Origin of the sequence: Psychromonas arctica DSM 14288, assembly GCF_000482725.1 — a bacterium.
In the GTDB taxonomy this organism is placed as follows: Bacteria; Pseudomonadota; Gammaproteobacteria; order Enterobacterales; family Psychromonadaceae; genus Psychromonas; species Psychromonas arctica.
In genome coordinates this window covers 114,960-129,505 of sequence record NZ_KI519479.1, presented here as the reverse complement: position 1 = coordinate 129,505, position 14,546 = coordinate 114,960, and the positions used below count along the sequence as shown (strand labels likewise).

Below are 14,546 nucleotides of genomic sequence, written 5' to 3'. Positions count from 1 at the left end.
ACTAACTATTTAAAATCATTCACTTTAATCATTTTTTACTCAAATTTAGAGCGACTATTTAATGCGTTTAATTACTATTCTCTGTTATCATCATGAGCCTTTTTTCTAACCATTAAGTTTCAGCATGTATTCTATCTCGCCTAAACGATCCCGCCTTGCCTCCGCCATTTTAATTCTTGGTATTTTATTTATTGCAGCCAATCTACGCGGCCCTATTACAGGGATTGGTCCGGTGCTAGATCAGGTGATCAGTAGCTTTCAACTTAGTGCTTCTCAAGCCGGAATGTTAACAACTTTACCTTTGCTTGCCTTTGCCATCGCTTCACCTGTGGCAACAACCTTAGCGAAGAAACAAGGCCTTGAAATCTCATTATTTATCGCATTAATCTTAATTGGATTAGGGTTGAGCTCTCGGCTAATTGATTCAGTCGTTGTGCTTTATATTGGTACCGCCGTAATTGGTGTAGGGATTGCTATTGGTAATGTGTTACTGCCAAGTTTAATAAAACGCGACTTTCCACATAAGGTGGCGGTCATGACCTCAGCTTATGTATTAGCCATGGGGATTTTTGCAGGCAGCTACTCCGCCCTTATTATTCCTCTCGCTGCCTATCAAAATATAGGTTGGCAGATTGCTTTGGCTTGCTTTGGTTTAGTCACTTTATTCAGTGCCATCATTTGGTTACCGCAATTAAAGCTGCATACCAAACCCACTAAAGATTTAGCACAATCACTGACCCCCGGTAAAATTTGGCATCACGCATTAGCATGGCAAATTACCTTGTGTTTAGGACTTAATTCTTTTTTTACCTATGTACTCATTGCTTGGTTACCTAATATATTAATGGAAGGCGGGCATGATGCGCAGCAAGCGGGTGTATTACATGGCACCTACCAACTTGCTTCTGCAGTGCCGGGTATTATATTGATTCCACTATTATCAAAACTAAAAGACCAACGATTTTTAGCGTTATCATTAGCAATATTAGGATTTATTTGTGCATTAGGCCTCTTGTATTTACCTGATTTTGCTTTTATTTGGTCAACAACATTAGGTTTTTGTTCTGGTGCAATTTTTATTTTAGGGCTGTCATATATCAGCTTACGTACTCATCATTCTGGGCAAGCTGCTTCTTTGTCAGGTATGGCTCAATGTGTGGGATATTTACTGGCGGCGATAGGGCCAATGTTTGCGGGCTTGTTACATTCACAGTTTGACAGTTGGGCACCCGTGTTATGGTTATGTGCAATAGCCAGTTTATTATGTGGTGTGTTTGGTTACTTAGGTGGGCGTAACATCACCCTCAATGAGCACCTTTAATCAGCTTAAATTGGTATGGTACAAGCCCTAAACTGAATTGATACCATTAAGTTGGAGATAGGGTTAGGGCTTGTCATTAAAACTATTTAGGTATTGCTGTCTCAAAGGCAGGAATGTCTGCCAATGTCTTTAACCATGGAGCAGCGGAACGACACCATATTTGTGCTTTGGGGGTCAACAACTCACGTTGCTCAATCGCCCCTAAGCGTAAACCATACACTTTATCACCTTCCCCCACTGAAGTGGCATACAGTGTTGTACCGCAATTTCCACAAAAACCCTGCGCGCGTTTATTTCCACTCTCAGCCGTTTTTACGTATTCTTTGGGTTGAGCGGCAGTAAAAGTAACAGCGTTGGGTAATGACACAACCGCACTACGAAAAGGTCCACTGGACATCACCTGACAATCACTACAGTGACAACTTACTACTTTGGTTTCATCTACTTCTGCATGGTAAACAACATCACCACAGTGGCACTTTCCAGTAATCTTCATCGTCTTTCCTATTTTGAGATCATTATTTGCAACACATTAAAGCAGATATTAATCAATAAGTAACTGCCCATGTTATAAACTTATTTCCATTGTATGAAGTCTGTGAGCTATCTTTTACGAATGAAAATACCTTCTTTTAAACCACAAATTACGTGCCGTAACAAACGTAATACAAGCAAGTAACGCTTTAGCGTGAGTTTCTTTATGATCACATTAAGTTTTCATGCTTCAGCCATTGCATCACTTTGATAGAACCTAATGAACAACGTGCTCTGTTATTAAAATCAATAAAGGCGATTTCATCTATTTCTGACTGCGCGCAAAGCTGTCCTTCAAAATCAGCAAAATAACAGGTCAATTTGACTATCGTGTCACACTGTTCTCCATCGGCTGGCGCTTCAAATGTACCGACATATTGAATAGAATCGGCAATAAGATCGACTGATATTTCTTCTTTAATTTCGCGTATTAATGCTTGTTGATCAGACTCCCCTATTTCACGCTTACCACCCGGTAAATAAAAAAGTGTTTTATTTTTAGAACGAGCATTAAGCAATTTACCATCACGAATCATTAACCAGGCAAGTTTATCAATTACTTTTTTCATATGTATTCCATTACGTTAGCACCTGTGAAATACAGATGTATTCATCAAAAATGCTATTTTATACCTTTGTATTGTAAATCTCTCAATTTACTAAGCAGTTAGCGCTTTTAATCCATTATCATCAATGCTATAAACTGATGAAAATATAAAATTAACATACTTAAAAGGACTTATTGTGAAAAAGATATTATTAATAACCTGTGCACTTTTATCATCTAACAGCTTTGCTTTAGACCTCGCTAAATACCCGATAGAGCTAACGTCTGGTGACGGCGTAAACGTTGTTATTGCAACAACAACAGACAAAAAACAAGCCTTGATAAAAGTAACCGGCATTAATCATGAGATTGATGGCATTACTCTTTTAACTGATTTCAAACCTCACGGTAGTAACAACGCCTATAAATATACTTATGACGGCTCTGAGCGAAGCCTAGTAAGTGTTGATCAAGGATATAGTTGTTGCTCCTACACGCTCTACATACCAGATACGCGGGATGGTATTTATTTAGCAAAAAAAGAAACGCCTAATCCTATATTAGTTGCCGATTTAAAAGCACAATACGAACAACAAAAAAGCAAAGGCCTGCAAGCCAAGTTAGCTAACTTCAATCGTGAAAAGCACTTAAGTTATCAGCAGGGAAAAATCACAGCGGCTAATAGCGAAATAGAGAAGCAATGTGGCGTAAAAATACAAACCGATGTCGACTGGAAAATAATTGATGACAAAATATTACAAAAATATGCCATCGGTTCTTTTTGCGCACAGGTAGCGAATGAAATGGCTTCTATGTGTGAAAGCGATCAAAGCTTTAAAAATGATATTGCCCACATTAATAACATTGAATGTCAATTTACTGATCAATTGAAACTACGTCAAAACGACACAACTCTGACATTTAAAACAGCACCGAAAGCACCAAACCAACGCCAGTTTATCGACGCATATTTACGTAACTTATAATTCTGCTTTAAAAATCTAAAAAGCACCTTCGGGTGCTTTTTAGTAACTAACCTAAATGTTCACAAAATAGCACTGATAATAGCGTGTTGATAAAATAGAGCTGATAATAAAATTAATGAAGAACAGTAAAGTATCACTCAACTGAATCGGATCAATTACTCTGGAAATTTATCAAATTTATGGGCCGTAATCGCTTCTTGATACCACTCTGCTTGTTCTGAACAAAATATATTATCTTGTGGCGCGATTGAAACTGGCGTATCTAAACAACCTGCTGGAATTATTAAGCTGTTACCCGATAAAGAAAGATACGGAACAGCCCCACCACATTCCATACAAAATGCATTTGATATCGTTCTTCCTGGTAAATCAAAGCGCTTAACTAATTGTTTTCCGGAAAGCCACTTAATATTTTCAGGGGCAGTAAATAGATTAGCAGCGTGCGCTGAGCCTGTGGCTTTTTGGCATTGAATACAGTGGCAAAGATGAAATTGTTGAAAATCATCCTTGCTCTCAAAAGTAACCTGCCCACATAAACAACTACCCGAAACATGGGTCATATAACATCACCTTTATGATTGAGTTATGTTACCTATTTTAATAGCATGCTTAGCTTAAATAGGTAACTTAAATTGATAGTTTAAATAGAAAGCTAACGTGAATAGCTTAGGTAAAAAACTTAACTAGAAAACTGATTTAAACAACTAATATATAAAATCAGCTAGTGCATATGAATAGATAAATCATATATTTCGCGACTGCTAATTATCCTTTTTTATCGAAACCAGCCGAAGCGGCAAGCGCGCCGCCCAATACAATAAATACACTTCCAACGGTACGATTAACAAAACTCATTGTGCGAGGTTTAGCTAATAATGGGCTAATTTTTGAGCCTAAACCTGCATACATAAACATAGAACTGCAATCGATTAAAAACCAAGTGCTGGCTAATACAATATATTGTTCAACTTGAGGCAATTGTGCATCCATAAAGCTTGGAAACAAGGCAATAAAAAACAGGAGATCTTTAGGGTTACTAATACCGACCATAAAGCCTTTACGAAAAAGTGTAACACTAGAGTAAGAGACTAATTTAGTGTCTATTGCAGTCTCAGATGGAAGGTCTATTTTGCCTTCTTTCCATGCGCTCCAACCTAAATAGATCAGATACAGCGCACCGATCATTTTGATAACAAAAAAGAGATGCTCTGAGGCGGCTAAAATAGCACCGAGACCAACAGCCGAAATGCTCATCAAAATAAGCGCCGCTATTGCACCACCTATAATTGTAGGGATTGTTTTCTTGTTGCCAAACTTAACACCATCAGAAATACATAATAGCGCCGATGGGCCAGGACTAAATATCAATATACTGATCACACTGATATAAACTAACCATGTACTCCATTCCATAGAGGTCTCATTAATAATATTTAAGCTTTTATAAGCCTATTAACTAAAATAATAGTAAGCAGAAAATAAAAAAACTAAAACAATAAAGGCTAAAAAAAAGATATTGTACTCTTTTATTTTAGCCATATTTTTCTAGTGTAAACTAACACTAACTATACCTTTACCTTCGTTTATTGATGTGTCCCACGGATCGGGTAATCATTTTCAGGCGCTTTAATAAACTCTAATCCCCCCGCTAAAACCGCTAAGTCAGGGCGCGAGAATGGACCATTTGATATATCCAATAGTTGTACTTCGCCTTTCTCATTGATCACAAATAAACCCGGTTCAGCAAAAGCATGGTCCGTTTCTTTCTCAGAGCGAGGATCAGAAATATAAACACCTAACGCTTTCATTTGTTCAATGCTTAAACCATGGTAAATAGGGAAACTAATTTCTAATGCAGGCAAATGTATTTCAAGTTGCTCTTTACTGTCAGCAGAGACTGCAACGATTTCAACACCGTTTTTAGCAAATCTTTCTTTATAAGTTTCTAATAAATTAAGGTACTTAGTACATAATGGGCAATGCTTACCACGATAAACTATCACCATTCTCCAATCTGCATTTTCGCTAATTTGGCTGATATCAACCGCTTCGCCGTCAACACCTGTGACAACGGTACTTGGAAATAGCGAACCTGCTTTAATTGCGGAATGTGTCATTATACTTCTCCTAACTGGTTGAATTTTTTTTAAATGTTTAAAAGCATCTCGCTAAATTAAACAGCATAGAAATAGTTGGTTAAAGAGTTGTGCCCCTATGTTTTGCAGACATCTCCAATAACCAACCGCTTTTTCAATACTAGTAGAACTAGTTTGTATACTTTTTATTGCACAAAAATAAGATTAAATGTTACCGGGACGGCAGTACTAATTGATGGCAGCTTAGCAACTTCTCGTAATTGCTCTATGCCTGGCTCTAATCCAAAACTACTCGCATTAATAACAACCGGTCTGATGGAGCTAACCAATAATTTTCCATCATTTAGTTTGACCACTTGTACTTCGTTTGATACTTCCTGTGAAGCACCATGCAAATCGAGGTCTAACTTAACTGTTTCAACGTAGCTATCACCCACGTTTAAACTAGCAACTTTCTCAATATCAATTGCGCCCGTTACATTGGCTTGTAAAAATGTAGAGGTTTCAAACAACATTGATTTAACTCTGCCATTACGAATACCAATGTTCGTTTCAACACTAGCCAGATCAATATTGAGAGCAACAGCCCCAGTATCGCTTATCGCACCGGTGAGCTTTTTGAAATGATGAACTTCGGCTGTTGTTGAGCTCTTTACAGAGACAAAATTGACGCTTGAATCATCCCCTTGTAATTGCCATTGTGCAAATGCACTCGGGGTTAAAAATACCAATAATAATGCAATGCTAGATATAGCTTTCATGACAAACTCCATTAATTTTTAATTACGTTAAAAAAACCTACAGACACCATCGCCTCAACATCATTGTTAAGTAACATAAAGTTAATTTGTATAAAGTTAAGTTGTATAAATCCGTATTTACGGTGGATACGTGACGCCAATATTGCAGTCAACGTGCGCGACCACAATATCAAAGATATATATTTAATCAAACTCTTAAAAATAGTCGGCCAACTGAAAAATAAGCCTTGCTGAAAAAATTGAGGGCTTACTAATGCGAGAGAGAGGTTTAGTGATCAGCAAAAAGCCAACTTCTATATACTGCAAGTGCATATATTAATCTAATAGCTTGATAACTAGTATGAAACACCCTAGCTAACACTCAATCAGGAGAATACAGTAGCACTCTTTTTGTCGCAGCTATCAAATGAATGAATAATATTTAATAGCGAATGTTAATCGTAAGCGACAGCACTAGATATCATGACTAAAAATAGCTTGAATCTCGGGCACTAAAGCATTAGCAAAAAGTTGATGTTGTTCTACATCCCAATGAATCCCCTCTTTATTACATGAGGTGACGACGCTACCCGCATCAAAGTAGCTACAGCCTAATTTTTCTGCACTACGCTGATAGTATTTTGCTAAGGATAAGGATTTAGCTGCACCACCTGCAAACATATCAGCGAATTCACCCACCTCATAAATAGGAGGAGGAGAGATCAATAAAACTTTAGGTGCCTTTTTTTTGCAAGCAGCATCAAATTTAAGTACCGTTTCAGCCAGCACCGACACACCACGAGAAATGTCATCGGGAGATAAGCCAAAACGATGTTTTAAATCATTGGTACCGAGCATGATCAGCACCAAATCAGGCACATGAGACTCTAAACATGGACGTAAATATTGCAGTCCATTTCGGCCTGCATTAAAAGGGTCATCATGTACAGTTGTTCGGCCAGGTTGTCCTGCTTCAATAACGTCAAAATGAACAGGAAGCATGCTTTTTAATAGGCTTGTCCACCTTTCGGTTAGATCATAACGTCGATCCTCATCGGGTACTGTTCCCCAAGTATTTGAATCACCAAAGCATAATATTGTTTTCATCATTATCACCGCTGAAATTTTATAAAATGAAAGTCATTAATCATATTCTTAATAATTGATTATAAAAAATATCCTTGCTAAACAAAACATGTTTAGAATATGGTATCTCCGTAAACAACCTATACAAGCAAAACTTTATGCTTTAAACAGTGTCCATATCATTGGCTGTTAATCAAACAGTATGTTGTTTAACAATAAATTTAAACACAAAAATTAAATCTATATCTGCGACAACTTAATAATCAGATTTTTTTAATCTTTTTTGCCTATTTAAATAAGGATAGATTAATGTTAACTCTTGATAATAACTGCATTGTGATTTTTGGCGCATCTGGCGACCTGACACAACGCATGTTAATACCCGCCCTTTTTAAGCTTTATATGCTAAAAGAATTACCCACCTCATTTGCTATTATCGGGGTCAGTAGAAGTGATTATAGTGACCAGAGTTTTCGAGATAAATTAATTAAGCATATCGAGTCTGACCCAGATGTTGATCAAGCGGCACTAGAAAAATTTTCTAAACACTTATTTTATCAAGCGATTGATCCTGCAAAAGTAGATCAATATGCAGTCCTTAAAGAGCGTATTGAATCCTTAGAAACACAATTAAAAATACCAAGTAATACCCTTTTTTACCTTGCGACACCGCCTAGCCTATACTCCGTCATTCCTAAAAATCTTGCTGCGCATGGCATGAACAAAGAAGATAACGGTTGGAAACGCTTAGTCATTGAAAAACCCTTTGGTTACGACCTTGAATCAGCAATCGAGCTAGATAAAAGCTTATATCAAGATTTTACCGAAAAACAAATTTATCGCATAGACCATTACTTGGGCAAAGAAACAGTACAAAACATGCTCGTTTTACGCTTTGCAAACAGTATTTTTGAACCTTTATGGAATGCTAAATATATCGATTATATTGAAGTTACTGGCGCAGAAGATTTAGGGATAGGCACTCGTGGAGGTTACTACGATAATTCCGGTGCGATGCGCGACATGATCCAAAATCACTTATTACAAGTGATCGCAATGGTGGCAATGGAACCACCAGCAGTGATTAACGCTGATTCTATGCGTGATGAAGTCGTTAAAGTTTTGCAATGCCTAAAACCTCTGACCGACCATGACCTAAAACATAACCTAGTGCTAGGCCAATATACAAAATCACATGTGCGTGGTAACTGCTTATTAAGCTACCGTGAAGAAGAGGGTGTACCTAATGACTCTCGTACTGAAACCTATGTCGCATTAAAAATGTTTATTAAAAACTGGCGTTGGGACGGTGTACCCTTTTATGTACGTACCGCTAAACGCATGCCTACTCGTGTTACTGAAGTGGTTATTCACTTCAAAAAAACACCACATCCGGTTTTTTCAGCCAATCCACCAGATAATAAATTGATCATTCGTATCCAGCCCGATGAAGGTACTTTACTTACTTTTGGTTTAAAAAAACCTGGATCTGGTTTTAACACCGAGGAAGTTTCTATGGACTTCCATTACAAGAACTTAAAAAACACACAGCTATTAACGGCTTATGAACGCTTATTATTAGATGTTGTAAAAGGCGATGCGACCTTATTTTCTAGAAGTGATGCCGTTCATGCCTGTTGGCAATTTGTGCAGCCTATTCTCGATTATAAAAAACAATCCTTTGATCTTTACGGTTATGCCGCAGGAACATGGGGGCCGATTGAGGCAGAAGCGCTGTTTGAAAAAGACCAAACATGGCGTTCTCCTTGTAAGAATTTAACTGATACTGACTACTGTGAGCTTTAATGTGAATAATATTATTTTTAATTCCACTCAAGCATTGCTTGATCAACTGGCGACTGATTTACAACAACTCAGTGTTAGTGAACATAAAATCCATATCTCTTTATCGGGAGGTTCTACGCCTAATCTGTTATTTGATTATATAGCAAGTTCTGATTACGCAAACACCATCAACTGGCAGCAACTGCACTTTTGGTGGGGTGATGAACGCTGTGTTGCCGCTGACGATGCTGAAAGTAACTATGGTCAATGTAAACAACGTTTATTTGATCATATCGCTATTCCAGAAGCGAATATTCATCGTATTAAAGGCGAAAACCCACCCGCTGAAGAAGTACTTCGTTATGCACAAGAGATACAAGACTTCATTCCTTGTGGCGATCATAATATTCCACAATTTGATTGGATCATTTTGGGTATGGGGGGAGATGGGCACACCGCATCGATTTTCCCAGGACAAACTAATTACGATGAAACTAACTTAACGTTTATTGCAACACAACCACAGTCTGGTCAATTACGCATCTCTAAAACCGCACATTTAATAGAGCAGAGTAAACGTATTACTTATTTAGTGATGGGCGCGAGTAAAGCTGAAATGATTTATACAATAAATACTCAAGCGAATAGTGGAGACATTTACCCTGCTGCTCATATTTCAACTAAATCAGGATTAACCGAGTTTTATTTAGATCCAGAATCCGCAACACTATTACAAAAAGGAAACAATGATGAATGCTGATATCGCAGTCATAGGCCTAGCCGTGATGGGGCAAAACCTAATTTTAAATATGAACGACCATGGTTTTAAAGTGGTTGCTTATAATCGTACCGTGTCAAAAGTTGACCAATTTTTAGCATCAACAGCAAAAGATACCAATATTGTTGGCGCGCATTCCTTAGAGGAGATGGTGAGCTTATTAGCAGCACCGCGTAAGATAATGTTAATGGTGCGCGCTGGTGACGTTGTTGATCATTTTATAGATGCCCTACTGCCACTCTTAGATAAAGGAGATATTATCATTGATGGCGGTAATTCTAACTATGTCGATAGCAACCGTCGTGTTCAAAAACTAAGCGAGTTAGGCCTTCACTTTGTAGGTGCAGGTGTTTCTGGTGGTGAGGAAGGTGCGCGCTTTGGCCCTTCTATTATGCCAGGTGGCGACATTAAAGCGTGGCCGCATATCAAACCTATCTTCCAAGGTATTTCTGCAAAAACGGATCAAGGTGAACCTTGTTGTGATTGGGTGGGTAATGCTGGCTCAGGCCATTTTGTAAAAATGATCCATAATGGTATTGAATACGGTGATATGCAGTTAATTAGTGAAGCTTATCACTTTATGAAAGAAGCATTATTGATGTCACATGAAGAGATGGAAGCCACCTTCCGTGAATGGAATGAGACAGAATTAAATAGTTATTTAGTAGAAATAACCATACAAATTCTGGCCTTTAAAGACACTGATGGCGAACCACTGGTTGAAAAAATCATGGATACCGCAGGGCAAAAAGGCACCGGTAAATGGACAGGGATTAATGCCCTTGACCTTGGCATTCCTTTAACCTTAATTACTGAATCTGTTTTTGCACGTTACTTATCTTCTATTAAACAACAACGTGTAGAGGCGAGTAGCCTATTTAACAAATCTATTTCGCCTATCAAAGAAGATAAAGCAAAATGGGTTAATGCCTTACGTGATGCCCTATTAGCGAGTAAAATCATCTCCTATGCACAGGGTTTTATGCTGATGAGACAAGCATCGGACGAAAACAATTGGGAGCTAAATTACGGTAACGTGGCATTAATGTGGCGCGGTGGTTGTATTATACGTAGTGCATTTTTGGGTAATATTCGTGACGCTTTTGCGACACAACCTGAACTTAACTTCCTGGGCTTAGACCCTTATTTTAAAGATATCCTAGAACGTTGTTTACCAGCATGGAGAGACGTTGCATCTAGTTCACTGCAAATTGGCTTACCAATGCCATGTATGACCTCTGCACTCACCTTTTTAGACGGTTACACAACGGCGCAATTGCCAGCAAATATGATCCAAGCACAACGGGATTACTTCGGCGCACATACCTTTGAGCGAATAGATAAACCTGCTGGTGAGTTCTTCCATAACAACTGGACAGGACACGGGGGCAATATTTCCTCCACCACCTATGATGCTTAAATAATCTTAACCGCACTCAAGCTTAAGGTAACTATTTATAAACATAGCTATTTATATAGTAGCTATTTATATAGTAGCTATGTTTAAGATAGCAACGCCATAAGCAAAGGCGTTAAATCATTGAGTATTACAATGGTTTAACGCCTTATTTCTTGTACATCTATCAAACTTAAAGTTTGCCAATCAATTCTGACATATGCTGTATTTGCAACATCGCAAGCGGACTTTGCTCTACCTCATTAGGCGCGTAATAAACACTTTTCATCTGCGCTGCATTCGCAGCCTGTAAACCTACTAAACTATCTTCAATCACATAACAATTAGCGGGATCGACCTGCATGGTTTCTGCTGCATGTAAAAATAAACCAGGGTCAGGCTTCCAAGAGCCGACTTCATAGGCGCTGAATATTTTACCTTTAAAATACTTATCCAACCCTGTCACCCGTAGTGCCTGTTCTATCTTCATTCGTGGGGCTGATGATGCAATGCAATAGGGAATAGTCAGCGATTCAATTAACTCAATAACACCTTGATTGGGGGTTAAGTGAAGGTCAAAAAGTTGGGCCACTTTTTTCCTATACTCAACTTCGAAATTGCCAGGGAAATTGATTGAAAAGACAGTTTCTAAGCTCGACATTATCACATTAAGCTTCACGCCTCGATACTCAGCAACAAGCTGCTCAGCACTTGCCTCAATACCCAATTCTGCCAACTGTTGTTGCATTGCTAGATTACAGAGAAACTCACTGTCGACCAATGTTCCATCACAATCAAAAATCACTAAATCCATAACACCCTCATGATTACTTTATAAAAATAATTAGATACTCACCTTTTTATAACTACCTAGCTTACAACTACTTACCTTATAGCGCCCTACCTTACATCACTTTACAATAAGTAAAAATAACATTAAAAGGCGTCCAATAACAATTCGCAGGAAGTGGCTTGCTGAATCGTAGTTAAATATATCATCGTTATATTGCTACATAGAAAACTGAATACATAGCTGAATACATAGCAGAAGGCTTAGTTGACTAGCAGGTGGCTAAAAATTATTGTGAATAAGAATAAAAAGGAAGGTGAGTAAAACAGTGAACGAATAATGATTCGCTGTTTACTCAATATTCTATCTAGATAACCAAAGATATTGTTTACAGGATCTTTAAACGGATGCGTTAGGTACAAAGTCATACTGCGCATAACGTTCAATAAAAGCATCTAAACGTGTATCATCGTCATAAAACTCAAACACCATTTCTGCTACGTCATGCAGTGCATCTCTATCTTGGCTGCGAATACAAAACATATCATGGTCGCTACACAATGTTAATTTTGCTAAAAGATCGGGGTTTTTCTCGGTTAGCATATTTTCTACGACCATACCCCAGTCATCGCTATCACCTAAAAAATCATGCGACTCAAATGCTTTCCATTTTAAGTCCCCCAAGGTCAAACTATGAATTTTTTGGAAACTTGAAAATAAAAAAGGTTGAAAAGCATTCGGTTGTTTCATAATAAATCTCTTTAATAGACACGGTTGATTTGAACTTCATCCTAGCCCTAAAAATGATAAAAAATAATGCTATGCATCATACTTTTGTATTTAATAATTTATATAACCCTCAGAATGAATAGGTTTTTTATGAGCAAGCAAATAGTCTATTGCAAACTGAATTGTGCTTAGCGAATGTTTGTAGTGCCCAGCTCATGTTTGTCGCGTTGACCGCACGATAGTAATCAAGCCAATGCCTTTTTTGAGGCATCGATTTTGCTTCATGGATAGTTATCGATAGTTATCGATAGTTAAGGTGAATGATTATTCATATACTAATGAAAGCATGGCGTTATAACATTACAAATTAAAATAATTAACCACTAACGCATTTGAAACAACTCATAATGGAATTTACTTTTGTCTAATCCAAGCTCATCAAATGCATGCTGTAATGCACTAGAGAAAGATTGAGGTCCACAAAACCACACATCTGAACCTGCCCAATTCATTGCCTTTTCAGTGATCTGTTTGGCATTTAAAAATCCCTGCTTATTCACATCCCATAAGTGTAATTTAACATTAGCTTGTTTGGCTAATGAGCTAATGTATTGAATAAAAATAGGATCAGGGCTTTGCGTGCAATAAAACAGATCCACAGAACAAGTTTGATGTGCATTCACCAACGCTTCCATTCGCGCTGTAAAGGCAGCAATACCAATCCCCCCCGCAACCCATATTTGATGATCGGTTTTAGATTTAAAATTAAAACATCCGTAAGGGCCTTCTAATGTGACGGGATCGCCCACTTTAATACTGGCATTAAGTCGATCCGTAAAATCGCCAATCGCTTTAATATGAAAACGAACAGACCCCGATGAGTTTGGCATACTAGCAATAGTAAATGGATGTGGCTCTTGTCCCAAAAAGGTAACAAAAGCAAACTGCCCACATTCATGTCCAGGCCATTGCTTTGAAGTCCCCACGCTGAGATTTAATACATGATTACTTTTATAAAAATGAAAGCTTTCAACATAGCCCTGTATTTTATTATTTTGTCCAATATTACCTAGCAAGCTTTGTATTGAAGCCCAACAACCGATAATGATTAATACTGCAACAAACCAACCAATGGGTTGCTGCCAATAACTAAACTTCAATAACACTAAACTATGAAATACAAACAACAGATAAACAACGGACATTAGCTTATGTGTTGTCAAAAATATCGGGTAACTGATCTTTTTGACTAAGGCGATAGCAATCAATAGTAGCAGCACATAAAAACCCCACTCACCTACCGATTCAGCGGAATGACGTAAGCTATGTAATAGCCCTTCAAATGAAGATGCGTCAATGGATGACAACATTCGCCCTTTTCCACCGGGTTTATCTAATAGCCCCCAGTTGACCAAATATTTTGAACCTTTAGTCCAAAACCAATGGATAAGAATAAACACCAAGCTACTAATGCCTAGCCATTTATGTAAACGATATGATTTATCTAAACCATTTAATAATTTTTCTAAGGGCTTTAAACGCAGTGCTAGCAGCATAATAATACTCATCGTCGCCATTGCTAATATGCCACTGTATTGCATCAGTACCTTACGAATGGGAAAGTAAGACCAAGGAAGTAATTGAAGATTTTCGGCTAATACCCATAACAGGGTCAATAAACCAAAAAATACCGGCATAAACCATTTTATTCTACGCATAACCCCGCCCCCTAAAACTTAAATAGCGACTAAAATAGCG

At 37.9% G+C, this 14,546-nt stretch carries 15 protein-coding genes; 5 read left to right on the top strand and 10 right to left on the bottom strand.

Annotation, left to right across the window (positions count from 1 at the left end):
* The first annotated feature begins 124 nt into the window (after positions 1 to 124).
* Entirely contained in the window at positions 125 to 1,321 is a 1,197-nt protein-coding gene (locus H592_RS0115615; protein WP_028869588.1) for an MFS transporter, read from the top strand.
* Positions 1,322 to 1,403: 82 nt separating this feature from the next.
* Here the strand turns inward: H592_RS0115615 and H592_RS0115610 are convergent, their stop codons facing one another.
* Together H592_RS0115610 and H592_RS0115605 are read right to left on the bottom strand one after the other, a co-directional pair.
* Positions 1,404 to 1,817 carry a GFA family protein gene (locus tag H592_RS0115610; protein ID WP_028869587.1) on the bottom strand — a complete coding sequence of 138 codons (414 nt, stop codon included), beginning with the start codon at positions 1,815 to 1,817 and terminating at the stop codon, positions 1,404 to 1,406.
* A 208-nt stretch (positions 1,818 to 2,025) separates the two neighbouring features.
* Complete coding sequence (locus tag H592_RS0115605) at positions 2,026 to 2,424, bottom strand: NUDIX hydrolase (RefSeq protein ID WP_028869586.1); 399 nt, start codon at positions 2,422 to 2,424, stop codon at positions 2,026 to 2,028.
* Between the two features lie 175 nt (positions 2,425 to 2,599).
* Here H592_RS0115605 and H592_RS0115600 point away from each other — a divergent pair, with 175 nt between their 5' ends.
* On the top strand, positions 2,600 to 3,388 hold the full coding sequence (locus H592_RS0115600; RefSeq protein ID WP_028869585.1) for a hypothetical protein: 789 nt from the start codon (positions 2,600 to 2,602) through the stop codon (positions 3,386 to 3,388).
* Between the two features lie 155 nt (positions 3,389 to 3,543).
* On the opposite strand, the gene H592_RS0115595 is transcribed toward H592_RS0115600, so the two are convergent.
* The 5 genes from H592_RS0115595 to H592_RS0115575 all read right to left on the bottom strand — a co-directional run bounded on the left by H592_RS0115595 (position 3,544) and on the right by H592_RS0115575 (position 7,331).
* Positions 3,544 to 3,948, bottom strand: coding sequence for a GFA family protein (locus H592_RS0115595; RefSeq protein ID WP_028869584.1), 405 nt, complete (start codon positions 3,946 to 3,948; stop codon positions 3,544 to 3,546).
* A 205-nt stretch (positions 3,949 to 4,153) separates the two neighbouring features.
* The gene (locus tag H592_RS0115590; protein WP_028869583.1) at positions 4,154 to 4,801 is read right to left on the bottom strand and encodes a LysE family translocator; all 648 of its coding nucleotides are present in this window, start codon (positions 4,799 to 4,801) and stop codon (positions 4,154 to 4,156) included.
* A gap of 170 nt (positions 4,802 to 4,971) precedes the next feature.
* Complete coding sequence (locus tag H592_RS0115585) at positions 4,972 to 5,505, bottom strand: redoxin domain-containing protein (protein ID WP_028869582.1); 534 nt, start codon at positions 5,503 to 5,505, stop codon at positions 4,972 to 4,974.
* A 164-nt stretch (positions 5,506 to 5,669) separates the two neighbouring features.
* Positions 5,670 to 6,245, bottom strand: a complete 576-nt coding sequence (locus H592_RS0115580) for a YceI family protein (protein ID WP_037071960.1) — start codon at positions 6,243 to 6,245, stop codon at positions 5,670 to 5,672.
* A 453-nt stretch (positions 6,246 to 6,698) separates the two neighbouring features.
* Positions 6,699 to 7,331, bottom strand: a complete 633-nt coding sequence (locus H592_RS0115575; RefSeq protein WP_028869580.1) for an SGNH/GDSL hydrolase family protein — start codon at positions 7,329 to 7,331, stop codon at positions 6,699 to 6,701.
* A gap of 288 nt (positions 7,332 to 7,619) precedes the next feature.
* On the opposite strand from H592_RS0115575, the gene zwf reads away from it, so the two are divergent.
* Genes zwf through gnd form a run of 3 tightly spaced genes read left to right on the top strand, consistent with a single transcriptional unit; the run spans position 7,620 to position 11,293 of the window.
* Entirely contained in the window at positions 7,620 to 9,116 is a 1,497-nt protein-coding gene (gene zwf / locus H592_RS0115570; protein ID WP_028869579.1) for a glucose-6-phosphate dehydrogenase, read from the top strand.
* Position 9,117: 1 nt separating this feature from the next.
* Complete coding sequence (gene pgl / locus H592_RS0115565; RefSeq protein WP_028869578.1) at positions 9,118 to 9,855, top strand: 6-phosphogluconolactonase; 738 nt, start codon at positions 9,118 to 9,120, stop codon at positions 9,853 to 9,855.
* Positions 9,845 to 11,293, top strand: a complete 1,449-nt coding sequence (gene gnd / locus H592_RS0115560; protein ID WP_028869577.1) for a decarboxylating NADP(+)-dependent phosphogluconate dehydrogenase — start codon at positions 9,845 to 9,847, stop codon at positions 11,291 to 11,293. The genes pgl and gnd overlap by 11 nt, the downstream gene beginning before the upstream one ends.
* 169 nt (positions 11,294 to 11,462) lie before the next feature.
* Here gnd and H592_RS0115555 read toward each other — a convergent pair whose 3' ends face one another.
* The 3 genes from H592_RS0115555 to H592_RS0115545 all read right to left on the bottom strand — a co-directional run bounded on the left by H592_RS0115555 (position 11,463) and on the right by H592_RS0115545 (position 14,506).
* On the bottom strand, positions 11,463 to 12,083 hold the full coding sequence (locus H592_RS0115555) for an HAD family hydrolase (RefSeq protein WP_028869576.1): 621 nt from the start codon (positions 12,081 to 12,083) through the stop codon (positions 11,463 to 11,465).
* A gap of 375 nt (positions 12,084 to 12,458) precedes the next feature.
* Positions 12,459 to 12,809, bottom strand: coding sequence for an Imm51 family immunity protein (locus H592_RS0115550; protein ID WP_028869575.1), 351 nt, complete (start codon positions 12,807 to 12,809; stop codon positions 12,459 to 12,461).
* A 362-nt stretch (positions 12,810 to 13,171) separates the two neighbouring features.
* Positions 13,172 to 14,506 (bottom strand): ferredoxin reductase family protein, encoded by a 1,335-nt coding sequence (locus H592_RS0115545; protein ID WP_028869574.1) that lies wholly within the window; start codon positions 14,504 to 14,506, stop codon positions 13,172 to 13,174.
* Between the last annotated feature and the right edge of the window lie 40 nt (positions 14,507 to 14,546).